The sequence below is a fragment of the Alcanivorax sp. genome (assembly GCF_002733835.1).
GTDB lineage: Bacteria > Pseudomonadota > Gammaproteobacteria > Pseudomonadales > Alcanivoracaceae > Alcanivorax.
The window spans coordinates 84,709-108,528 of sequence record NZ_NVWY01000006.1 but is presented as its reverse complement, the minus strand read 5'-3'; the positions used below and the strand labels follow the sequence as shown (position 1 = coordinate 108,528).

At 59.4% G+C, this 23,820-nt stretch carries 19 protein-coding genes; 7 read left to right on the top strand and 12 right to left on the bottom strand.

Annotated elements, in window-relative coordinates:
- Positions 1 to 138: 138 nt before the first annotated feature.
- Both COA55_RS05320 and COA55_RS05315 read left to right on the top strand, forming a co-directional pair.
- Positions 139 to 2,019, top strand: coding sequence for an ATP-binding cassette domain-containing protein (locus COA55_RS05320; protein ID WP_290500920.1), 1,881 nt, complete (start codon positions 139 to 141; stop codon positions 2,017 to 2,019).
- 56 nt (positions 2,020 to 2,075) lie between these two features.
- Positions 2,076 to 3,461, top strand: coding sequence for a succinylglutamate desuccinylase/aspartoacylase family protein (locus COA55_RS05315; RefSeq protein ID WP_290500919.1), 1,386 nt, complete (start codon positions 2,076 to 2,078; stop codon positions 3,459 to 3,461).
- Between the two features lie 72 nt (positions 3,462 to 3,533).
- Here the strand turns inward: COA55_RS05315 and COA55_RS05310 are convergent, their stop codons facing one another.
- The 12 genes from COA55_RS05310 to gyrA all read right to left on the bottom strand — a co-directional run bounded on the left by COA55_RS05310 (position 3,534) and on the right by gyrA (position 18,227).
- On the bottom strand, positions 3,534 to 3,875 hold the full coding sequence (locus tag COA55_RS05310; protein ID WP_290500917.1) for a helix-hairpin-helix domain-containing protein: 342 nt from the start codon (positions 3,873 to 3,875) through the stop codon (positions 3,534 to 3,536).
- Positions 3,876 to 3,973: 98 nt separating this feature from the next.
- The gene (gene pyrF, locus COA55_RS05305; protein WP_290500916.1) at positions 3,974 to 4,669 is read right to left on the bottom strand and encodes an orotidine-5'-phosphate decarboxylase; all 696 of its coding nucleotides are present in this window, start codon (positions 4,667 to 4,669) and stop codon (positions 3,974 to 3,976) included.
- 327 nt (positions 4,670 to 4,996) lie between these two features.
- Positions 4,997 to 6,166: a lipopolysaccharide assembly protein LapB gene (gene lapB, locus COA55_RS05300; RefSeq protein WP_063521209.1), complete on the bottom strand. Its 1,170-nt coding sequence runs from the start codon at positions 6,164 to 6,166 to the stop codon at positions 4,997 to 4,999.
- Entirely contained in the window at positions 6,163 to 6,393 is a 231-nt protein-coding gene (locus COA55_RS05295; protein ID WP_063521210.1) for a lipopolysaccharide assembly protein LapA domain-containing protein, read from the bottom strand. Before COA55_RS05295 ends, lapB begins: the two co-directional genes overlap by 4 nt.
- Positions 6,394 to 6,435: 42 nt before the next feature.
- The gene (gene ihfB, locus COA55_RS05290) at positions 6,436 to 6,789 is read right to left on the bottom strand and encodes an integration host factor subunit beta (protein ID WP_063521211.1); all 354 of its coding nucleotides are present in this window, start codon (positions 6,787 to 6,789) and stop codon (positions 6,436 to 6,438) included.
- Positions 6,790 to 6,856: 67 nt separating this feature from the next.
- Positions 6,857 to 8,539 (bottom strand): 30S ribosomal protein S1, encoded by a 1,683-nt coding sequence (gene rpsA, locus COA55_RS05285; RefSeq protein WP_063521265.1) that lies wholly within the window; start codon positions 8,537 to 8,539, stop codon positions 6,857 to 6,859.
- A gap of 175 nt (positions 8,540 to 8,714) precedes the next feature.
- Positions 8,715 to 9,386 (bottom strand): (d)CMP kinase, encoded by a 672-nt coding sequence (gene cmk / locus COA55_RS05280; protein ID WP_063538617.1) that lies wholly within the window; start codon positions 9,384 to 9,386, stop codon positions 8,715 to 8,717.
- Positions 9,383 to 11,641 carry a bifunctional prephenate dehydrogenase/3-phosphoshikimate 1-carboxyvinyltransferase gene (locus COA55_RS05275; RefSeq protein ID WP_290500913.1) on the bottom strand — a complete coding sequence of 753 codons (2,259 nt, stop codon included), beginning with the start codon at positions 11,639 to 11,641 and terminating at the stop codon, positions 9,383 to 9,385. The genes cmk and COA55_RS05275 overlap by 4 nt, the downstream gene beginning before the upstream one ends.
- A gap of 125 nt (positions 11,642 to 11,766) precedes the next feature.
- A complete protein-coding gene (hisC, locus tag COA55_RS05270; protein ID WP_290500912.1) occupies positions 11,767 to 12,879 on the bottom strand; it encodes a histidinol-phosphate transaminase in 1,113 nt (370 codons plus the stop codon).
- A gap of 141 nt (positions 12,880 to 13,020) precedes the next feature.
- Positions 13,021 to 14,103, bottom strand: a complete 1,083-nt coding sequence (gene pheA / locus COA55_RS05265) for a prephenate dehydratase (RefSeq protein WP_290500911.1) — start codon at positions 14,101 to 14,103, stop codon at positions 13,021 to 13,023.
- A 180-nt stretch (positions 14,104 to 14,283) separates the two neighbouring features.
- Positions 14,284 to 15,366 (bottom strand): 3-phosphoserine/phosphohydroxythreonine transaminase, encoded by a 1,083-nt coding sequence (gene serC / locus COA55_RS05260; RefSeq protein WP_290500910.1) that lies wholly within the window; start codon positions 15,364 to 15,366, stop codon positions 14,284 to 14,286.
- A gap of 104 nt (positions 15,367 to 15,470) precedes the next feature.
- The gene (gene gyrA, locus COA55_RS05255; protein ID WP_290500909.1) at positions 15,471 to 18,227 is read right to left on the bottom strand and encodes a DNA gyrase subunit A; all 2,757 of its coding nucleotides are present in this window, start codon (positions 18,225 to 18,227) and stop codon (positions 15,471 to 15,473) included.
- 380 nt (positions 18,228 to 18,607) lie between these two features.
- Between gyrA and COA55_RS05250 the strand changes: the two genes are divergently transcribed.
- From COA55_RS05250 to COA55_RS05230, 5 genes are all read left to right on the top strand, one after another.
- A complete protein-coding gene (locus COA55_RS05250) occupies positions 18,608 to 19,939 on the top strand; it encodes a TRZ/ATZ family hydrolase (protein WP_290500908.1) in 1,332 nt (443 codons plus the stop codon).
- The gene (ubiG, locus tag COA55_RS05245) at positions 19,932 to 20,732 is read left to right on the top strand and encodes a bifunctional 2-polyprenyl-6-hydroxyphenol methylase/3-demethylubiquinol 3-O-methyltransferase UbiG (protein ID WP_290500907.1); all 801 of its coding nucleotides are present in this window, start codon (positions 19,932 to 19,934) and stop codon (positions 20,730 to 20,732) included. The genes COA55_RS05250 and ubiG overlap by 8 nt, the downstream gene beginning before the upstream one ends.
- Positions 20,729 to 21,412 (top strand): HAD-IA family hydrolase, encoded by a 684-nt coding sequence (locus tag COA55_RS05240; RefSeq protein WP_290500906.1) that lies wholly within the window; start codon positions 20,729 to 20,731, stop codon positions 21,410 to 21,412. The genes ubiG and COA55_RS05240 overlap by 4 nt, the downstream gene beginning before the upstream one ends.
- A gap of 163 nt (positions 21,413 to 21,575) precedes the next feature.
- Positions 21,576 to 22,343 carry a YciK family oxidoreductase gene (locus COA55_RS05235; protein ID WP_063518635.1) on the top strand — a complete coding sequence of 256 codons (768 nt, stop codon included), beginning with the start codon at positions 21,576 to 21,578 and terminating at the stop codon, positions 22,341 to 22,343.
- Positions 22,344 to 22,631: 288 nt separating this feature from the next.
- A complete protein-coding gene (locus COA55_RS05230) occupies positions 22,632 to 23,801 on the top strand; it encodes a putative solute-binding protein (protein ID WP_063518634.1) in 1,170 nt (389 codons plus the stop codon).
- The last annotated feature ends 19 nt before the right edge of the window (positions 23,802 to 23,820 follow it).

Below are 23,820 nucleotides of genomic sequence, written 5' to 3'. Positions count from 1 at the left end.
TGACAAACCACGCTTTTCCGGCCTCTATTCTCCTCGCCTAAAGGCCCAGGCGCGAGGCACTGATTCTCATGCCTTGCCATTGCCCTGTTTAGACCGTGTTGCACGCTGCGTGTTGCCTGATGCCTGGACTTATAAAGTATGCCACTGATTACCCTTCGCGACATTCAACTCAGCTATGGCCAACAACCGCTGCTGGACCACGTCAACCTGTCCATCGACGTGGGTGAGCGCCTGTGTCTGATCGGCCGTAACGGGGCGGGCAAGTCCACCCTGATGAAGGTCATCGCCGAAGAAATTCAAGCCGATGACGGTCAGATCGAGAAGACCCAGGGGCTGAGTGTGGCCCGGCTGGAACAGGAAGTGCCCGATGACCAGGAGCACAGCGTGCACTTCATGGTGGCCGAAGGGCTGGGGGAGCAAGGCGCCCTGCTTAGCGAGCACGCCGAACTGGTGCATCACCTGGGTGACGGGGACGACAAGATACTGGCCCGCTTCGAAGAGCTGAGCACCGAGATCGAGGCCCGCGGTGCCTGGCAGCTGTCCCAGCGGGTGGACACGGTGCTGTCCAAGCTCAATCTGGACGGCGATATGTCTTTCGCTGGCCTTTCCGGCGGCATGAAGCGGCGCGTACTGCTGGCCCGCGCTCTGGTACAGGATCCAGACATTCTGCTGCTGGACGAACCCACCAACCATCTGGACATGGAATCCATCCAGTGGCTGGAAGAATTCCTGAAAAACTTTGGCACCACCCTGGTCTTTATCTCCCACGACCGGGCCTTCATTCGTTCACTGGCCACCCGCATCATCGAACTGGATCGCGGCAAGCTGACCAGCTGGCCCGGCAGTTATGAAAAGTACCTGAGCGGTAAACAAGCGGCGCTGGATGCGGAAGAAAAAGCCAATGCCGAATTCGACAAGAAGCTCAGCCAGGAAGAAAAGTGGATTCGCCAGGGCATCAAGGCCCGACGTACCCGCAATGAAGGCCGGGTGCGTGCCCTGAAAGCCATGCGCGACGAATTCTCCCAGCGCCGCAGCCGCACCGGCACCGCCAGCCTGACCATCCAGAGCAGCGACAACTCCGGCAAGATCGTGGTGGAAGCCGACAAGATCAGCTACGCCGTGGGCGGCAAACAGATTGTCCGCGATTTTTCCGTGGCCCTGATGCGCGGCGACCGGGTGGGCATTCTGGGCCCGAACGGGTGCGGTAAATCCACCCTGATTCGCCTGCTGCTCGATCGCCTGGCTCCGGACAGCGGCACGGTGAAACAGGGTACCCAGCTGCAGGTGGCCTACTTCGACCAGCTGCGCGACACCCTGGACGAAGAAAAAAGCGTGATCGACAACGTGGCGGAAGGCTCCGATGTGATCAATCTGAATGGCCAGAACAAGCATGTGATCGGCTATCTGCAGGATTTCCTGTTCGACCCCGCCCGGGTTCGCCAGCCGGTGAAATCCCTGTCCGGCGGCGAGCGCAACCGTTTGCTGCTGGCCAAGCTGTTCACCAAGCCCTTCAACCTGCTGGTACTCGATGAGCCCACCAACGATCTGGATGCAGAAACCCTGGAACTCCTGGAGGAACAGCTGATCAACTACCAGGGCACCCTGCTGCTGGTCAGCCACGACCGTGAGTTCATCGACAATGTGGTGACCTCCACGCTGGTCTTCGAGCACGGTGAATTGAACAGCTATGTGGGCGGTTACCAGGATTGGTTACGCCAGCGCCCGGAACCCAAGCGGGAAAAAACCGTCAAAGCCGCCAAGCCGGCAGCAGTAGCGGAAAAGCCTGCTCCCGCCCGCAAGAAGCTGTCATACAAGGATCAACGGGAGCTGGAACAATTACCCGCTCGCATTGAACAGCTGGAAGCGGATCTGGACGCGGTACAGACACGCATGTCCGACCCGGATTTTTACAAGGGTGAGCCGGCTGATATCAGTGCCGCACAAGCCCGGCAAAGTGAGCTGGAGCAGCAACTGGAAGTGGCTTTTTCCCGCTGGGATGAGCTGGACCAACAGGGCTAGCGCAGGCGCGGTGCGCCGCGCCGGCCGTACGGAAAACGACACGCAAGGAGCCGTTTGTGCACAAACGCCTGTCATGGATAACCCTGGGCACTCTCTCATTACTCGCCCTGTCATTGCTCACCGCCCTGGCTCAGCCCGTGTGGGCCACCGAAGTGGAAGACGAAGAGCGGGCGCTGGAGCGACAACAGGAAACCGACGCCGACACCCCCAACAAGCCCCCTCACCGGGCGGACAGCAGCCAGAGTGATGCAGACGAAGAGGCTGGCAACGCCGAGGCAGAGCAGAAAAAACCCTCCGCCCTGCCACTGCTGGGCCAGACAGTGGAACCCGGCACTTTCGCCACCCTGCACTGGACACCGGATCAGTCCTTCGCGTCCATTGCCACGCCGGTACCGGTACTGGTCGCCCACGGTGACAAACCCGGCCCCAAACTCTGCCTCACCGCCGCCATCCATGGCGATGAGCTGAACGGCATCGAGATGGTCCGCCGCCTGATGTACGAACTGGAACCGGATCAACTGGCCGGCACCGTGGTTGGTGTCCCCATCGTCAACCTGGACGGTTTTCGCAGTGGTACCCGCTACCTGAGCGACCGCCGCGACCTGAACCGTTACTTTCCCGGCAACAAGAATGGCAGCGCGGCCAGTCGCGTGGCTCATTCATTGTTCGGCAATATCGTCAGCCACTGCGACTACCTGGTGGACTTGCACACCGGCTCCCAGAAGCGGGTCAACCTGCCTCAGCTACGTGCGGATCTGGATAACCAGGATGTGGTCGCCTTTGCCAAGCACTTTGGCGGCATGACAGTGCTGCACAGCCCCGGCGTCACCGGCATGCTCCGCGATGCCGCGGTGAAAGACGGCATTGTTGCCGTGACCATGGAAGCCGGTGGCCCCAACCGGCTGGAAACCCAGGCAGTGAATTATGGCGTACAGGCCATCGAAACCCTGCTGGAAAACCTGGAAATGCGTAAGGCCAGCCGTTTCTGGAGCGCCCCGCAGCCGGTGTTCTTCGAATCAGAATGGATTCGTGCCAGCCAGGGCGGGATTTTGCTCTCCGAGGTAAAACTCAACGACAAGGTGAAAAAGGGCCAGATTCTCGGCACCGTCACCGACCCGATCAGCAATACGGGCAGCGCCATTATCGCCCCCTACAACGGGCGCGTGCTGGGCATGGCGGTTAACCAGGTGGTCCACGCCGGCTTTGCGGCCTTCCGTATCGGTGAAGAGAAGAGCACCGAGGAAGTGGAAGCCCAGGCAGAGAAAGCCAGCAAGGAAAAAGAAAGCAAAGGGGAGAAAGGCGGAAAAGTGGAAAAGCCGGAGGAAAACGGCGAACCCGCACCTCCCAAGGCGCCACGACCTGAACGGGACGTGGATCGTGCCGACGACCTCAGCGCCGTCGAACATCAGGATGGCGAAGGCAACAACGAACCCCACCCCTGATTCACTGGCTGAATGGCTGCGCGAGATGTATTTCCCGCGCAGTCCGTCCACTCTCAGCGCGTGTGCTATTGGTTATTGCAGCACAATTTGGTCGCGCATTTTTGCCAGCGTTTTCTCGCCAATGCCTTTGATGGCCAGCAGCTGATCCGGGCTGGTAAATTCCCCCTGGCTGTCACGGAAATCAATTATCGCCTGGGCCGTCTTGGGGCCAACCCCGTGCAGTTTTTCCAGTTCGGCCATATCGGCAGTATTTAAATTGACGGCACCGCTCTCTGCTGTCACCCCAGCCGCTTTGGCGGGTTCTGCGGCGGCGGTTTTGACAGCGTCTGTGCCAGCAGGCTGCAGTTCGACGGCAGCGGCGGGCATCACCAAGGCCATCAGCAGAGGCAGAATCGCAATGTAACAGGATTTCATATGAGATCTCCGTATTCTTTATTCTGAATGGAAATCTCACTTTAAGGAGGTATAAATACTGCTGTTATCCGCCAGCCACAAACGGTGCTGTAAGCAGATTAGCCCAGACTTTGTAATATAGCGTCGACTACATCCGTAGGTGTGGCGGACTGGGTGATGGGCCGGCCGATTACCATATAGTCCACACCCGCATCACGAGCCTGTACCGGCGTCAGTACCCGACGCTGGTCTCCTGCCTCGAACCCTTGTGGTCGAATCCCCGGGGTCACCAGTTCAAAGGCCGATCCGCAGGCCTGTTTCAGCATTACCGCTTCTTGGGCTGAACAGACCACGCCATCCATGCCTGACGCTCTGGCCAGCTCTGCCAGGCGCTGCACCTGTACCTTGGGCACATCCACCACGCCCACCTGCTGCAGGTCGCTGTCATCCATGCTGGTCAGCACCGTCACGGCGATCAGGTGTGGACGCCGGGCGTGATTGGCAATGGCATTGGCCGCGCCTTCCATCATCCGCTGGCCACCACTGGCATGCACGTTCACCATCCACACGCCCATGTCCGCCGCCGCAGCGACAGCCCCCGCCACGGTGTTGGGAATGTCGTGGAATTTCAGGTCCAGAAATACCTCAAAGCCCAGCTTGTGCAACGATTCCACCACCGCCGGGCCACTGCGGGTAAAAATTTCCTTGCCCACCTTTACCCGCACCTTGGCCGGATCCAGTTGCTTTGCCATGACCAGAGCCTGGGCGGCATCGGGATAGTCCAGAGCGACAATAACGGGGCTGGAAATGGGCATAGAAGCTTCCTGAGTGGTGAGTAGGCGGGGCTATAGTAGGCGCAGGGATAACCGGGTTCAAGAATTGCCATTAGCAAGCGTTAATCGTCCTGCGGGCGGTTTTGTAGGAGCACCACTTGAGGTGCGAACCGAACGTAGCGAGGCCACCAAAGGGAAGCCATTATTTAGAGGCCCGTAGCGCCCGGAAATGCCTGATCGCCCTGCGGTCGATTCCGTGCTTCGCACGGTTCGTCCCTCAAGCGGGACTCCTACAGCAGCTCCGTAGAAACCCCGGAATCCAGGGAGCGCCCTGGTTCTTAAGCCAATCAGCGGCAGCTGGTAGCGGCTTTAAACTTCCTTCACCACCGGCTTGATGGTGCCCCAGCGTTTGCAGCTTGGGCAGCGCCATTGCATCAATGGGGTTTCAAAGCCACAGCGGCGGCACTTGTACAGGCTCTTGTCGCTCAGCAGCTTTTCCGAAACCTGCTTGAGCATGTCCAGATGCTCACGGGCCTCGCCCTCGGCGGTGCTGGCCAGGCTCATGTCGATGATGCGGTTGAGCCCCCGCACGGACGGGTTGGCCTTCATGTATTCACGGATAAAGTCCGCCGCTTCCTTGTCGCCATAACGCTCTTTAAGCGTTTCCGAGAGCAACAGAATACGCGTGGTGCTGGGTTTCTCTGCACTGTAATCGGCCAGCATCTGGATGAAGTCTTCTTCCTTTTCCTGATGCTGAAAACACTGCCGCAGACGATCCAGTGTTTCATCAAAAAAGTCACTGTCCTGGTTCCAGACCCGCTGAAAGGCATCAATCGCGGCGCCCCAGTTGGATTCCGCCATTTCCAGATCGCCTTCCGCCAGGCTGGCACGCACGCACTGGTTATCGAATGACAACGCCCGGCGCAGCATACGGCGGGCTGGATTAATGTCGCCGTCCCGACGCAGGGTTTCCGCTTGCTCACAGCAAAACTGGGCTAGTACCGGCGCCAGGTTCGCACGGTTCTTGAGCAGGCGCTCGCCCATGCTGATGGCGTTCACCCAGTCACGCTCCTGCTCGTACAGGCCCATCAACTGTTCACACACTTCATCCTTGGCCTGGCAATCCTGGTCCAGCATTTCCAGCAGTACCTGTTCGGCCAGATCAAAGATGCCACTGGCCAGATAATCCTGGGCCAGCTCCAGCTGAATTTCTTCCTGTACCGGCCGACCATAGTCGCCATGTTCAAGCAGATGAGTATGCAACTGCGCGGCACGGTCAAATTCGCCGCGTTTGCGGAACAGCTTGCCCAGAGCCAGGTGAGTTTCCAGCCCTTCTTCACTTACATCCAGGCTGTTGAGCAAAGCCTCGATGCCCTTGTCTGGCTCTTCATTGAGAAAGAAGTTAATGCCCGCCACATAATCCTTGGACAGGGACGCCATGCGGCGGCGCTGGCGGCGCTTGCTTTCGCGTCGCCCCATGAAAAAACCGGCAGAAATGGCCACAAAGAACAGGGGAATGAGCCACAACGATTCGCTCATGAAAACAGGCCCTTGATGCCACGCAGGCCAACCCCGGCCAGCAAGCCCACCAGCAAGCCGATGGCCAGCACAGAGACCACCAGCACACCCAGTGAGACCTGCCACTGCCAGGCATCCACCAGGAGATCGATCATCACCAGATCACGGTTACTGGTCACAAACAGGAAGGCGACAAGAAAAATGGCCACAACGGCCAGAATTACGAGGATCCGGTAAAGGTTTCGCATCGGGAACGTCCTTTTCTGGCCAGGCTCGAAAGCCAGGCAACACTAACTGGCGGCAGCTTGATTGCCGTCACTGCCGTTATTATCAACATCTTCGCCGGAGTCTGCACTCAGCGATTCATTGACCCGCTCACGCAGCTCTTTGCCAGGTTTGAAGTGAGGAACGTATTTACCGTGCAGCTCGACGCTGGCACCGGTTTTGGGATTGCGACCCACACGGGGGGCGCGGAAATGGAGGGAAAAACTGCCGAAGCCGCGAATTTCAATGCGACCACCGCCGGCCAGGGAATCGGCCATTTGCTCGATCAAGGTCTTTACTGCCAGCTCCACATCCTTGGGGGACAGCTGCGCTTGCCGGTCGGCAATGCGCTCAATCAGTTCTGACTTGGTTAATGCCATTACAGCTTACTCCCTGGGCTCCCAGCCCAGTGGGGCCGGCGCGATGCCGGCCCCCGGGAGGAGCCGTTTATGACTCGTTGCTGCTTTCCATTTGTTTCTTGATCAAGTCACCAATGGTCTTCGGAGCGTTGGCGTCTTGCTGCTCCTGATGACCTTCGATGGCTTCACGCTCATCAGCTTGATCCTTCGCCTTGATGGACAAGCTGAGAACACGGTTCTTGCGGTCAACGTTGGTGATTTTGGCTTCCACCTCGTCACCGACCTTGAGCACCTCGGTCGCATCGTTAACGCGATCACGGCTGATTTCGCTCGCGCGCAGGGTGGCTTCAACGTTCTCAGCCAGCTCAACAATAGCCGCTTTCGCGTCTACTGCCTTCACAACACCCTTAACGATAGTTCCCTTGTCGTTTGCAGCAACATACTGAGCAAACGGATCATCTGTCAACTGCTTGATACCCAAGGAAATTCTTTCGCGCTCTGCGTCGATAGAAAGTACCACGGTTTCCAGCTCATCGCCCTTGTTGAAGTTACGCACGGCATCTTCGCCCTGCTCTTCCCAGGAAATGTCTGACAGGTGCACCAGACCATCGATGCCGCCTTCCAGGCCGATGAAGATGCCGAAGTCAGTGATGGACTTGATTTTGCCGCTGATGCGCTCGCCTTTCTGGTACTTCTGTTCGAAGGCATCCCACGGGTTGGACTGACACTGCTTGATACCCAGGGAGATACGACGACGATCTTCGTCGATGTCCAGGATCATCACTTCCACTTCGTCGCCGATCTCTACAACCTTGGACGGGTGGATGTTCTTGTTGGTCCAATCCATTTCGGAAACGTGAACCAGGCCTTCCACACCTTCTTCGATTTCGGCAAAGCAGCCGTAATCGGTCAGGTTGGTTACCTTGGCTTTCACGCGGGTACCTTCCGGGTACTTGCCCACAATGTCGTGCCACGGATCTTCGCCCAGCTGCTTCAGACCCAGGGAAACACGCATCTTCTCGCGGTCAAACTTGAGTACCTTGACGTCGATTTCCTGGCCAACTTCCACGATCTCGCTCGGATGCTTGATACGCTTCCAGGCCATATCGGTGATGTGCAGCAGGCCGTCGATACCGCCCAGGTCCACGAACGCACCGTAGTCGGTCAGGTTCTTCACGATACCCTTGACTTCCATGCCTTCCTGCAGGGATTCCAGCAGCTGCTCGCGCTCTGCGCTGTGCTCTGCTTCCATCACTGCACGACGGGAAACCACGACGTTGTTACGCTTGGGATCAAGTTTGATGACCTTGAAGTCCAGCTCTTTGCCTTCCAGGTGCGCAACATCGCGAACCGGACGGATATCTACCAGAGAACCGGGCAGGAAGGCGCGGATCGGGCCGATGTCGACAGTGAAGCCACCCTTCACCTTGCCGGAAATCATACCTTTTACGATCTCGTCTTCGTCGAAAGCTTTTTCCAGCTCGCCCCAAACTTCGGCGCGCTTGGCTTTTTCACGGGACAGACGGGTGAAGCCCATACCATCATCGATGGCGTCTACAGCAACATCGACTTCGTCGCCTTCAACGATTTCCAGCTCGCCTGCCTCGCTGAGGAATTCTTCACGGGCAATAATGCCTTCGGATTTCAGGCCTGCGTTAACGGTTACCCAGTCGCTATCGATGGATACAACGGTACCCTTGATAATGGAGCCACGGGCAACGTCCAGGTCCTTTAGGCTTTCTTCAAAGAGATCAGCAAAAGATTCAGTCATGAAATTCACTCAAGTTTTCGCACATGCCAACCAGCAGACATGGGTTAGTCAATAGATGAGATCCGCCCTTCTCCAGCTGGCTTACTTTTTCAGGGTTGAGCAGATCGGCCGCTTAACACAGAGTTGCCCCACGATGGTGGTCCACCGAAGGGCGCTAACGAAGTGTGCGCTACCGTTACGCCAACTGGCGTGCGGCAGCCTCATCAAGAATCCGGTCTACCACTTCATCAACCGTCATGGTGGTGGAATCGATCACCACGGCATCGTCTGCCGGGCGCAATGGCGCCACCTCACGGTTCATGTCACGGTCATCCCGGGTGCGGATGTCCTCGACGAGGGTCGCGAGGGTAGCACCAAAGCCCTTCTGCTTCAACTGCTCAAAGCGCCGTCTGGCGCGCTCTTCAGCGCTGGCGGTGAGGTAAATCTTGAGGGGCGCAGAGGTAAACACCACGGTGCCCATATCACGGCCATCGGCCACTAGCCCGGGAGATTCGGCAAAAACCCGCTGACGGGCCAACAAGGCGTCGCGCACGGGCTGCAGCACAGCCACCTGGCTGGCCAGCTCACCAACACTTTCCTGGCGGATAATATTGGAGACGTCCTCACCATCGAGGATCACCGCAGTGTGGCCTTGCTGCTCTACAAATCGCACCGGCAAGGCCTTCGCCAGTGCAATCAATGCGGGCTCGTCATCCAGGGCAACCCCTTGATTCCTCGCATAATATCCCAGCACCCGGTAGAGCGCACCCGAGTCCAGAAGATGCCACCCCAGGCGAATCGCCACTAACCGGGCCACGGTGCCCTTGCCGGAGGAAACCGGCCCGTCAATCGTCAAAACAGGGGTCATTTCACCTCCAGCTTCAGGCCTGCATGGGTCGCCAACTGGGCGAACCCGGGGAAGCTGGTGGCCACGTTGGCACAATCATGAATGGTAATCGGGCCTGTCGCGCGCAGGGCCGCCATGGCAAAACTCATGGCGATGCGGTGATCACCGTGGGACTGGACCTCCCCACCACCGAACTCGCCCCCGGTGATACGAATGCCGTCTTCGAAGACTTCGTGGCTCACACCCAGCGCCGCCAGGCCATCGGCCATCACCTGGATGCGGTCGGATTCCTTCACCCGCAGCTCTTCCGCCCCGCGTAATATCGTCTCGCCTTCGGCGCAGGCCGCTGCGATGAAAATCGCCGGAAATTCGTCAATGGCCAGCGGCACCAGCGCTTCGGGGATCTCGATTCCCTTGAGCGGCGCCGCCTTGACGACCAGGTCTGCCACCGGCTCGCCGCCGGCATCTCGCTGATTTTCCAGGCGAATATCCGCCCCCATCAGTTTGAGAATATCGATCACACCGGTGCGAGTGGGGTTGATGCCCACGTGCGGCAAGGTCACTTCGCTGTCTGCCGCGATGGACGCGCCGACCAGGAAGAAGGCGGCCGACGAGATGTCCGCCGGCACTTCCAGGCTGCCGGCGGACAGTGTGCCACCGCCAGTCAGCGCGCTGGTGGGGCCGTCACGGCGCACCTCATAGCCAAAACCGCCCAGCATCCGCTCGGTATGGTCCCGGGTGGGCGCCGGTTCGGTCACCGACGTTTCTCCTTCGGCATACAAGCCACCCAGCAGAACTGCCGATTTTACCTGGGCGGAGGCCATTGGCAGGTCGTAATGGAAGCCCTTGAGGGGCTGACCACCGCGAATGCGCACCGGGGGACGCCCCTGCTCGCCTGTGGTGATCTGGGCGCCCATTTCCCGCAGCGGTTTGGCGACGCGCTCCATGGGGCGTTTGGACAGGGAGGCATCCCCGGTCAGCTCCACATCGAAGGCCTGGCCGGCCAGCAAGCCGGTCAGCAGGCGCATGGAGGTGCCCGAGTTGCCCATGTACAACGCTTTTCCCGGTGCCTTGAGGCCATGCAGCCCCACCCCGTGAATCGTCACCTGGCCGTTATGGGGGCCTTCAATCACCACCCCCATGTCGCGGAACGCCTGCAGGGTCGCCAGGGCATCTTCCCCTTCCAGAAAGCCTTCTACCTGGGTCACCCCTTCTGCCAGCGAACCAAGCATGATGGAGCGATGGGACATGGATTTGTCGCCGGGCACGCGCAGGCGGCCCTGTAGCTGACCACCCGGTGTGACCACAAAAGTGGGATTCCGGCCGGCGTCATTACTGTCTGTCATGGTTACGTCGTCACCTGCACACTGAACATGGTGGGCGCGCGTATAGGAGGTGCGCCCGTTCATAGCCAAAAAGTGGGCCCGGGCGGTGTTCGCCCGAGTCATGATGCCCATCAGGGCATCGGAATCTTCATTTTCCACTGCCTGGCGGAAGCGGCCGATGCCATCGCTGAACTGGTCCAGCGCCTGCAGCAAGGCCGCCTTGTTTTCACGAAAGATGTCGTGCCACATCACCGGATCGGAGCTGGCAATGCGGGTGAAGTCGCGAAAACCGCCGGCAGCATAACGGAAGATCTCGGTGGAATCTCCCTGCCTGGCCAGCGTATCCACCAGCGAGAACGCCAACAGATGTGGCAAATGGCTGGTTTCTGCCAGGACCTGGTCGTGGTAATCCGGCGACATCTGCAGCACTTCGGCGCCCATGGCCGTCCAGGTGGCGCGCACTTTGGCTGTGGCCGCCGGGTCGGTGTCGTCCGTGGGCGTCAGAATCACGCGGTGATCCTGATACAGGGTGGCGTCGGCGGCGGTCACCCCGCTCTTTTCCTTGCCGGCAATGGGATGGCCGGGCACGAAGCGGGAATAATGCTCCCCCAGGGCCTCACGAGCGGCGGTGATCACATTGCCTTTTACACTGCCGCCGTCGGTGACGATGGCAGTGCGCGACAACCCCGGCTTGAGCGCCGCCAGCACCTTGCCCATGGCGGACACCGGAGTGGACACGAACACCAGGTCCGCGCCTTTTACCGCTTCCGCCAGATCCTGACTGCCGTCGTCGACCACCCCCAGGGCAATGCCCTGCTCCAGGGTACGCGCCGAGCGGGAGCCGGCCACAATGGAGCCGGCCAGACCATTTTCCCGGGCGGCAGCGGCAAAGGAGCCGCCGATCAAGCCCAGGCCGATGATGGCGATGCGATTGAAGAGTGGTTCAGACATTCGAGCGCCCACCTTCCTCTGTAGGAGCGCCGTTCAGGGCGCGAACCTGCTTGCGATAGGCCGTGCCAAGTACGGTTCGCGCCCTGAACGGCGCTCCTACAGGGGGAGACACCAACGGCTTGACGTTACCCATTCGCCAAATCCTGCAGCACATGCTTGAGCGCATCCAGAAAGCGTTCATTTTCGCGGCTGGTGCCCACGGTAACGCGCAAATGGTTGGGCATGCCGTAGCCACCCAGCGGACGCACGATCACCCCTTGCTTCAACAAGCCTTCATAGACCGGCATGGCGTCACAGCCACAATCAAAAGCAATGAAGTTGGCCACGGAGGGAATCTGCTCAAGATGCAGTTTCTGCAGCCCTTCGGCGATCTGCACCAGGCCAGCGGTGTTTTCACTGCGGGAGTTCTCGATGTGATCGTCATCCTGCAGGGCCGCTTCCGCCGCCACCTGGGCCGGCGTATTCACATTGAACGGCTGGCGCACGCGATTCAGCACATCGGCAATCTGCGGGCTGGAAATGCCATAACCCACCCGCAGTCCAGCCAGGCCGTAGATCTTGGAGAAGGTGCGGGTAACAACCAGGTTCGGGTACTTGGCCAGTCGCTCAATACCATTCGGATAGTGGCTTTCTTCCACGTACTCCACGTAGGCCTCATCCAGCACCACGATCACCCGCTCGGGAATTCGTGACAGGAACTCGTCCAGCGCATGGGCATTGAACCAGGTACCGGTGGGGTTGTTGGGGTTCGCCACGAAGATGACCCGGGTGCGCTCGGTCACCGCCTCCGCCATGGCCGCCAGGTCATGGCCAAACAAATTGGACGGCACCTGGACCGGTTTGGCATTACAAGCCAGGGTCACAATCGGGTACACCGCAAAAGCGTATTCGGAGAAAACTGCTTCGTCACCTTCCTGCAGGTACGCCCTGGCAACCAGATCCAGCACATCGTTGGAGCCGTTGCCCAGTGTCAGCTGCGCGCTGTCCACACCCAGCTTCGCCGACAGCGCAGCTTTCAGAGAAAACGTGGCACCATCCGGATACAGATGCAGCTCGTGCAGATGCTTGAGGGCGTGCAACGCCTTGTGGCTCGCGCCCAGAGGATTCTCGTTACTGGCCAGTTTGACGATATCAGTGACGCCCAGCTCACGCTCCAGTTCCTCGATGGGCTTGCCCGGTTCGTAGGGCTTGAGCTGCTGGATACCGTTGTTGGCGAGTTTGATGTAGTCGCAGGTCATGATGTGGGGACTCCCTTTACACCCTGGTTGCCAGCCCTGGCCACCGGGGTTATCTGATCGGGATCAGACGTCTGAAGTCGGACGTCCGACGCAAAAACCGCAAAACGTCTGACGTCAGACCTCCGACGTCAGACCCGGATTTTATAGAACGGCCTTGGGGTATGAACCCAACAGCTTGATGGTATTTCCCGCGGCTTCCAGTTTGTCCAGCACCGCCTGCAGGGTGGCGTCTTCCTTGTGGCCTTCGCAGTCCACGAAGAATACATAGCTCCAGTTGGCGGTCCGCGAGGGGCGGGATTCCAGGCGGGTCAGGTTGATGCCTTCGTCCCGGAAGGGGGACAGCACTTCGTACAACAACCCCGGGCGATTTTTGCCACTGATCATCAGGCTGGTCTTGTCGCAGCCGGAGGCCGGCGTGTCCTGGCGACCGATGATAATGAAACGGGTGGTGTTGTCCGGGCGGTCTTCAATGTTGCGTTGTACGGCAGTGAGGCCATACAACTCTTCCGCCATTTCCCCGGCAATGGCCAGGGCATTCCACTCGTCTTTCAAGCGGCGGGCCGCTTCGGCATTGGAGCTGACCGCGATCCGCTCCACGCCGGGCATGTGGGCGTCCAGCCACTGACGACACTGGGCCAGCGTTTGCTGATGGGAGTACACACGGGTCACCTTGTCCTGGCGAGTATGCTCACCGGCCAGCAGGTGATGGTGAATGCGCAGCTCCACTTCCCCACAGATTTTAAGACTGGAGGTCATGAAGGTGTCCAGGGTGTGGTTCACCACCCCTTCAGTGGAGTTTTCTACTGGCACCACGCCGTAGTTGGCGGCACCAGACTCCACTTCACGAAACACTTCGTCGATGGCACCCAGCGGCAGACTCTCCACTGCATGACCAAAATGCTTAAGCGCGGCCTGCTGGGTAAAGGTGCCTTCCGGTCCCAGAAACGCCACCTTCATGCGCTGTTCCAGTGCCAGGCAGGCACTCATCACTTCCCGGAAAAAGCGTGCCATGGTTTCGCCATCCAGCGGCCCCTGGTTACGCTCTTTCACCCGACGCAGCACCTGGGCTTCACGCTCAGGCCGGTAGAAAACCGGGTTGGGATCGGTGGCCGTTTTCACCTCGGCCACTTTATGGGCCAGGGTGGCGCGCTCGTTGAGCAGGTCCTGAAGTTTTTGATCCAGCTCATCGATCTGGTTACGCAAGTTGTCCAGGGAATCGGTCATATTGCCCTCGCAAGCACGCTGCACGCTTCACGCAACACGCGAACAGGCGTGGGGGCGTTGGTTACGATCTGGCGCCAACCGTTCAAATTCATTGTCCTACCCACCTTTTCAAACAATTCACTGCGCTTCCCGTTACTGCAACCCTGCCAGGCATGGCGTGGTGCATGGTGCGTGAGGCGTCTAGGCGTTCTTTTTCTCAAACTCTGCCATAAAGGCAATAAGCGCATCCACCGCCGCTTCCGGCACCGCGTTATAGATGCTGGCGCGCATGCCACCCACGCTGCGGTGGCCTTTGAGATTCAGCAGGCCAGCTGCCTGCGCCTGATCCAGAAAGGGTTTATCAAGCCGATCGTCTGCCAGCACAAAAGGGACATTCATGCGGCTGCGACTGATGACCTCTACCGGATTGCTGTACAGGCCACTGTTATCAATAAAACCATACAGCTTTTCGGCCTTGCGCTGGTTAATTTCGCCCATGTTGCCCACGCCGCCCTGCTTTTTCAGCCAGGAGAACACCAGGCCTGACAGGTACCAGGCATAGGTGGGTGGGGTGTTGTACATGCTGCCGTTGTCGGCATGGATCTGGTAATTGAGCATGGCGGGCACATTGGCGCCGGCCTTGCCAAGCAGGTCCTTGCGAACGATGACCAGAGTCAGGCCAGCCGGGCCAATATTCTTCTGGGCACCGGCATAAATCAGCCCGTACTGGTTCACATCCACTGGCCGGGACAGGATGGTGGAACTCATGTCCGCCACCAGCGGGGTGTCACCCACCGCCGGCACAAAGCTGTATTCCAGGCCGCCAATGGTTTCATTGGGGCAGTAATGCACATAGGCCGGGTTATCAGACAGGGCCCAACTGTCCTGCGGCGGCACGGTACTGAAGTTGGTGTCTTCACTGCTGGCCGCCACGTTGATATTGCCGTAGCGGCCGGCTTCCTTGATAGCTTTTTTGGACCACTGCCCGGTGTTGATGTAATCCGCCGTTTGCCCTTCACCCAACAGATTCATGGGGACCATGGCGAACTGGCTGGACGCCCCGCCCTGCAGGAACAACACCGCATAATCATCGCTGATGCCCATGAGGTCACGCAGGTCTTTCTCGGCCTGCTCGGCAATCTCCACAAAGACGTTATCGCGGTGGCTCATTTCCATGATGGAAAGGCCCAGGCCCCGATAATCGAGCATTTCCTGTTGGGCCTGTTCGAGTACCGCCTGCGGCAACGCCGCCGGACCTGCGCAGAAGTTATAGGCGCGGGACATGCATGTTCTCCGTCTAATCAAAGAAGCCCGGCGAAACCGGGCTCGGGGTTGGCTGGTTTTGCGTCGGACGTCCGACGTCTGACGTCCGACGCGTTAAAACCGGTTTATTCCTCGGCGTCGTCGGAGGCGTCAGACTCCGGTGCTTCAGAGGTAACATCCCCTTCTTCCAGCACCTCACCCTCTTCGATGTCGTCCTCGACACCTTCCAGCTCGGGGATGGTGGCCAGACCACACAGGGCCTCGCCATCAGCCAGGCGGATCAGGCGAACACCCTGGGTGTTACGGCCCGACGTACTCACCTGATTGACACCGGTACGCACCAGGGTGCCCTGGTTGGAAATCAGCATGATGTCTTCTTCGCCGAACACCTGGGTGGCACCGACCAGCTCACCATTTCGCTCGTTGATCACCATGGCAATCACGCCCTGGCCACCACGCCCCTTGGTGGGGTAATCGGTGAGCGGAGTACGCTTGCCGTAACCGTGCTCGGAGGCAGTGAGGATCTGGCCATCTTCTTCCGGCACGATCAGGGAAATAACGTCCACCCCTTCGGCCAGCTTGATGCCACGCACACCACGGGCCAGACGGCTCATGACTCGCACCTTGGACTGATGGAAACGCACCGCCTTGCCGTTGCGGGCAACCAGCATGATGTCTTCGTGGCCCTGGGTGATGGCCACGTTCACCAGATGCTCGCCTTCCTGCAATTTCACCGCGATCAGACCGGAGCTGCGCGGACGGGCGAAGTTGGCCAGCGCAGTCCGCTTGACGATACCGCTGGAGGTGGCCATGAAGATAAAGGGTCCGGGAACGGTATCGGTTACCGCCTCGGCTTCACCTTCGACCTCACTATCCACTTCGTCTTCAATAACGTCCGCCACATCATCTGCATCGGCAACGTCTTCTTCACCACCCGCTTTCTGCTGGCGCACCATTTCCGCGTCCAGACGCAGAATGGCCGTAATGCGCTCTTCATTACCCAGTGCCGGCAACAAATTCACAATCGGTTTGCCGCGCGATGCCCGGCCGCCCTGGGGCAGCTCAAAGGTACGCAGCCAGAACACCTTGCCTGCATCGGTAAACAGCAACAGGGTGTCGTGGGTGCCCGCTACCAGCAGGTGCTCCACATAATCTTCGTCTTTCAGCTGCCCGGTGGACTTGCCGCGACCACCACGCTTCTGGGCGCGATAGGTGTCGATGGGCTGCATCTTGGCGTAACCGCCGTTGGACAGGGTCACCACCACAGTTTCTTCGGCGATCAGGTCTTCCATGCTGAAGTCCTGACGGGAGGCCACGATTTCGGAACGACGCTCGTCGGCATACTCCTCACGCACCGCCTGCAGTTCTTCGCGGATCACTTCCATCAGACGCTCGGGGTTACCGAGGATCTTCAGCAATTCAGCGATCTGCTCCAGTAGCTCCTGGTAGTCGCTGATCAGTTTTTCCCGCTCCAGCCCGGTGAGCTTCTGCAAACGCAGATCGAGAATCGCCTGGGCCTGTTCCGGGCTCAGGTAATAGAGGTCTTCACGCAGACCGTACTGCTCTTCCAGTCCGTCCGGGCGAGCCGCGTTTTCGCCGCCGGCACGCTCCAGCATCTGCAGTACATCACCGGGCTTCCAGCCCTTGTCCAGCAGCTTGGCTTTCGCCTCGGCGCCGCTGGGGGAAGCCTTGATCAGCTCGATCACCGGATCGATGTTGCTCAGGGCAACCGCCAGACCTTCCAGCAGATGGGCCTTTTCACGGGCCTTGCGCAGCTCGAATACGGTGCGACGTGTCACCACTTCCCGGCGGTGGCGGATAAAGGCATCCAGCAGCTCGCGCAGGTTAAGAATCTTGGGCTGACCGTCTACCAGTGCCACGGTATTGATACCGAATACCGATTCCATCTGGGTCTGCTGGTAGAGGTTGTTGAGCACCACCTCGGCATTCTCGCCACGGCGCAGCTCGATCACGATGCGCATACCTTCCTTGTCGGACTCGTCGCGCAGTTCAGTGATGCCTTCAATTTTCTTGTCTTTCACCAGCTCGGCGATCTTCTCGATCAAGCGTGCCTTGTTCACCTGATAGGGAATCTCGGTGACGATGATGGCTTCTTTGCCGCTCTTGTCGGTGGCCTCGATCTCGGCGCGGGCACGCATATACACCCGGCCACGGCCAGTGCGGTAAGCCTGCACGATACCGGCGCGGCCATTGATGATGCCTGCGGTGGGGAAATCCGGGCCCTTGATGTATTCCATCAGGTCGTCCGGGGTCAGGCTATCGTCATCAATCAGCGCCAGACAGCCATCCACCACTTCACCCAGATTATGAGGCGGGATATTGGTGGCCATGCCCACGGCAATACCGGAAGAGCCGTTCACCAGCAGGTTGGGCACCCGGGTGGGCATCACATCGGGAATTTTTTCCGTGCCGTCGTAGTTGTCGACGAAATCCACGGTTTCCTTGTCCAGATCGGCCAGCAGCTCGTGGGCAATCTTGGCCATGCGCACTTCGGTATAACGCATGGCAGCGGCGGAGTCACCGTCGATGGAACCAAAGTTACCCTGGCCATCCACCAGCATATAGCGCAGGGAAAAAGGCTGCGCCATCCGCACGATGGTGTCATACACCGCGGAATCACCGTGGGGGTGGTATTTACCAATCACATCACCGACCACACGGGCGGACTTCTTGTAGGGCTTGTTCCAGTCGTTGTTCAGCTCGTGCATGGCAAACAGCACACGGCGGTGCACCGGCTTGAGGCCATCGCGCACGTCCGGCAACGCCCGCCCGACGATCACGCTCATGGCGTAATCCAGGTATGACTGCTTGAGTTCGTCTTCGATGTTGACCGGGGTAACTTCTCTGGCGAGATCCGTCATAGCGATCCTTACTATCCACAAGGTGTTGGGAAAGCCCCTGCGGCTTCCCCAAGCCGGCCCGTCTGAGGGCCGATTTCACGGGATGCCCATGGCCGCCCGTGCAGTCTGTTCTTATAGGCAGTGGATTTTCAGGGGGCAGACACCCTGCCCGGCCCCACTGCCGTCGCGAATTCCGGTTAACAAAGCCCGGAAAAGCCCCGGATGATAGCACAGCTGGACGGTATCGGCGCCATATCCGCGTCGATCCTCACAAGATGGCTTTTCGACTCCGGTCCGCGAGACGTTTATCGTCACGCAGTCAGGGCAAGATCTGCATTGACACGCTATACTGCGTCGCACTATTCAGGGCCACAGGCCCCTGTTCGATCAAGGAGTTATGCATGAGCGACAATCAGGCCGACCTGATCGTCCACGCCCGCTGGATCGCCCCCGTCGACCCGCAGGGCACAGTACTGGAAAACCATGCCCTGGTGGTCAAGGACGGCCGCATTGCCGACTTGCTGCCCAGCGCCCTGGCCAACGAAAAGTGGCGCAGCGACGAGCAACAGCATCTGGGTGATCACCTGCTGATCCCCGGCCTGGTCAATGCCCATACCCATGCCGCCATGAACCTGCTGCGCGGTATCGCGGATGATCTGCCCCTGATGACCTGGCTGGAAAAGCATATCTGGCCCGCCGAAGGGCGTTTTATCAGCGAGAGCTTTGTGTACGACGGCACCCGGTTGGCAGCGGCGGAGATGATCCGCTCCGGCACCACCTGCTTTGCCGACATGTACTTCTTCCCCGCCCATGCAGCCCGCGCCACCGTGGAAGCCGGCCTGCGCGCCAGCCTGTTCTGTCCTTTGCTGGATTTCCCCACCCCCATGGGGTCCGGCCCGGAGGACTACCTGCGCCTGGCCACGGACGCCATGGACGAATGGCAGCATGAACCACGCATTCAGATCGGGTTTGGCCCGCACGCCCCCTACACCGTGTCCGATGCACCGCTGCAAAAGGTACTCACCCTGGCCGAAGAACTGGATGTGCCCGTGATGATGCACGTGCATGAAACCGCCGGGGAGATCCAGATGGCCGTGGGCAACACTGGCGAGCGCCCGCTCACCCGCCTGCATAATCTGGGGCTGCTGTCTCCGCGCCTGCTGGCCGTGCACATGACCCAGCTCACCGATGAAGAAATCGCCCTGGTCGCCCAGACCGGCACTCACGTGGTGCACTGCCCGGAATCCAACCTGAAGCTGGCCAGCGGCTTTGCCCCCGTGGAAAAACTGCGCAAGGCCAACATCAACGTGGCACTGGGCACCGACGGCGCCGCCAGTAACAACGATCTGGATATGCTCGGTGAGGCCCGCACCGCCGCGTTTCTGACCAAGGGCGTGAGTCTGCAGGCCGATGCCCTGCCCGCCATGGAAACACTGAGAATGGCCACGCTGAATGGCGCCAAGGCACTGGGCCGTGACGACGATATCGGTTCCCTGGAAATTGGCAAGCAGGCCGACATGGTGGCCGTGGATCTGAACCGACTGGAAACCCAACCGGTCTATGACCCGGTGGCCCAGTTGATTTATGCCGCCACCCGCGACCAGATCACCCATACCTGGGTGGGAGGCCGCTGCCTGATGGACGACCGCAAGCTGACCACCCTCAATGAAGCCCTGATTCTCAACAATGCCCAGCAGTGGCAGGAAAAAATTGCCGGAGCCGACCGTGACTGAACAACAAGCCCAGACTCACTCCTCCAAACAGAACGTAGACGCGGGTGAAATCGCCAAGTTCAATGCCCTGGCCGAGCAGTGGTGGGACCCGAATTCCCAGTTCCGCCCACTGCATGACATCAACCCCCTGCGCCTGAACTATATCGACGAGCGCGTCAGCCTGCCGGGCAAAAAAGTCATCGACATCGGTTGCGGCGGCGGCCTGCTTTCCGAAGGCATGGCCCGCCGTGGTGCTGACGTGACCGGCATCGACATGGGCGAAGCGCCACTGGCTGTGGCACGCATTCATGCGGAACAGGCCGGCGTGGCGGTGGAATACCTGCAAACCCCGGCAGAACAGATCGCCGAACAGCGCGCCGGTCAATATGACGTGGTGACCTGTCTGGAAATGCTGGAACACGTGCCAGACCCATCCTCGGTCATCCGCGCTTGCGCGGCCCTGGTCAAACCTGGCGGGCAGGTGTTCTTCAGCACCATCAACCGCAACCCCAAGGCGTTCATGTTTGCCATTGTCGGGGCGGAATATGTGCTGCGCCTGCTACCCCGTGGCACCCACGAATACGCCAAACTGATCAAGCCATCCGAGCTGGCCGGCTGGGCCCGCGATGCCGGGCTGGAAGTCAAAGACACTGCCGGCATGGTCTACAACCCGCTAACGCAGGTGTACAAGCTGAACCGGGATGTATCCGTGAACTATCTGATGCACGCGGTAAAAACGCCAAACGCCGAACGCCTGACGCCTGACGAATCCACCTCGCCGTCTGGCGTCAAGCATCAGGCGTCAAGCCAATGATGGAACGCCTTGAAGCCGTTTACTTCGATCTCGACGGCACCCTGATTGATACCGCACCGGACTTTTACACGGTGCTGAATGCCCTGCTGAAAAAACACGGCCGCCCGGAAGTCTCTTACTCTGCCGTGCGCGCCAACGTCTCCAATGGCGCCCGCGCACTCACCGAGCTGGGTTTTGGTGTCGGGCCGGACGATGCCAGCTTCGCGCTCTTGCTGGACGAACTACTCAATGCCTACGAACAGCACCTGGCCGTGGATACCGTGCTGTTTGCCGGCCTGGCCGAGGTGCTCGCCTGGCTCGACGCCCAACAGCTGCCCTGGGGTATCGTCACCAACAAACCTGCCCGCTTTACCGGCCCGGTCCTGGAAGGGCTCAACCTCCACCAACGGGTGGGACCCGTCATCTGTCCGGACCACGTCAAACAGCGCAAACCGGATCCGGAAGGCCTGCTGATCGCGGCCCACGATGACAACGTCAACCCGGCCAACTGCTTGTATGTGGGCGATCACCTGAGGGATATTCAGGCCGGCCAGAACGCGGGCATGGAAACCGCCGTGGCCGCCTTCGGCTATATCGACGCGGACGACGATCCCCGTGGCTGGCAGGCCGATTATTATCTGGAACAAGGCTGCGACCTGCTGCCGCTTTTGCAGAAACTCTACGAGAAAACCACACACTAACCGTAGGGCGGAAGTGGGCCAATTATTCACCCCCGCCATCAGCCAGCGTCACAACGGCCAGGCTTATGTGCCACACATGTGACTCGCGCGGATTTCCGCCCTACGATTAAACGCATACGGCGTCAGGCATCACGCCTGCAGCACAAGAAACACAGGAACCACCATGACCGATATCCAGCAACTCGCCCTCAACTATCAATGCGCTCAAGATACGTTCAAAGACCGCATTATTCTTGTCACTGGCGCCGGCGCCGGCATCGGCCGCACCGCCGCACTCACACTGGCGGCCCATGGCGCCACGGTGATCCTGCTGGGGCGCACCCAGGAAAAACTGGAAGCGGTTTACGATGAAATCAAAGCCGCTGGCGGGCCGGAACCCGCCCTGGCGCCGGTCAACCTGACGGTCGCCCGCCCGGAAGATTTCCAGGAACTGGCCGGCCTGTTCGACAAGGAATTCGGCCGCCTGGACGGCATTCTCCACAATGCCTCCATGCTCGGTGATATCACCCCCATGGACCGCTATGGTGCCGGCACCTGGGAGTCTGTCATGCAGACCAATGTGAACAGCGCTTTCTACCTGACCCAGGCCATGCTGCCTCTGCTGCGCGCCAGCGACGATGCCCGCTTGCTGTTCACGTCCTCCAGTGTGGGCCGCAAGGGCCGTGCATTCTGGGGCGCCTATGCGGTTTCCAAAGCGGCCACCGAAAACCTGGCCCAGGTGCTGGCGGAAGAACTGGAAAACACCAGCAATATTCGCGTCAACACTCTCAACCCCGGCGGCACCCGCACAGATATGCGTGCCCTTGCCTATCCAGGCGAAGACCCGCAGACACTGAAAACCCCGGCTGACATCATGGCGCCCTATCTGTTTTTGCTGGGGCCAGACAGCCGCGACGTCAACGGGGCGTCCATCGACGCACAGCCTAAGTAAAAACCATGAGTTGAAAGTGAAAAGTTCAAAGTTGAAAAGGCGCGATCAGGTTTGGAACCTCACTGTCCGGTCCAGAGCCTGAGGCCAAATGCAGCGCGGCCACTGGACTGAAATGCCCCCCCGGCTCTGCCCCCGTTTCAACTTTGAGCTTTCAAATCGCCCACCATTGACCCTTTCGCCGCTGCTTGCCGTAACGCGGTCACCCTCTGCGCAAAAGCCCTCCCCTATCCGGCAACAGCATGCTAATTGTAACGCTCATAACAAGAATGCCGCGTCAGGGAGACCACCATGCGCACCACCACCACACTTTTCTTTCTCGTCAGCCTGCTGTGCTCCTCACTCAGCGCGGCCACATTGACGGACGCCCAGAAAACTCAACTCAAGGCATTGCTACCTGGCGTGACCCTGAGCGACAGCACCCTGGAGAAACTCGAAGACGTCTTTTATACCCGCGACATGCCTGTGCGCAGCCGACTCAAGGCCATCAGCCAGATGGTTGGCCTTGATCAGATGCCCGCTGGCAGCACCCTGAAGCGCACTATCTGTATCTGGGATATTGGCGGGCGTAATGGCCCCGTCTTCAATGCCGCCATGGAGCAGAGGGCGCTGGCAGTGGAGTACGGCATCAACCTGGATATGGTGCCCTACACCAACGAAACGGTGATGGTGGAAGAATTCAAGGCTGGCCGCTGTGACGCAGCATTAATGAGCGGCCTGCGGGCACGTCAGTTCAATCTTTACAGCGGCAGCGTGGACGCCATTGGTGCCGTACCCGACAACCAGCATATGCAAACCCTGTTGCAGGTGCTCTCTCATCCGAAACAAGCCGGACACATGGTGCAAGGCGATTACGTGGTAATGGGCATTTACCCAGCCGGCGCGGCCCACATTTTTGTTAACGACCGCAGCATCAGCTCGCTGGCCAAGGCCGCCGGCCACCGTGTGGCCGTGCTCGATTACGACCAGACCCAGGCAGAAATGGTGGCCGCCATCGGTGCCACCCCGGTCACCACCGACATTGTTTCCGCTCCGAACAAATTCAACAACGGCCAGATTGATATCCTCCCGGCCCCCCTCGTTGCCTACGAAATTCTGGAACTGTACAAAGGCATGAGCCCGGATGGCGGCATTGTCGATTACCCACTAACGCAACTGTCCATGCAGCTAATCGGCAGGCTGGACAAGTTCCCCAATGAAGTAGCGCAACTGATTCGTGAAGCCTCGTTTGAAGCCTACCCCATGGTAATGAGCCGTATTGAACAGGAAACCAAACGGGTACCTGACCGCTGGATGATTAACATCCCGGAAAAAGACAAACAGGAATACGAAGTGATGATGCAGGACGCCCGTGACGCGCTTCGCGGCCAGGGATATTACAGTGGCGACATGCTGACATTGCAGCGAAAAATTCGCTGCAAGTTCAACCCGGCCCGCTCTGAGTGCAGCATCACCCAGTAACCCCCTTCGGCAAGTCGCA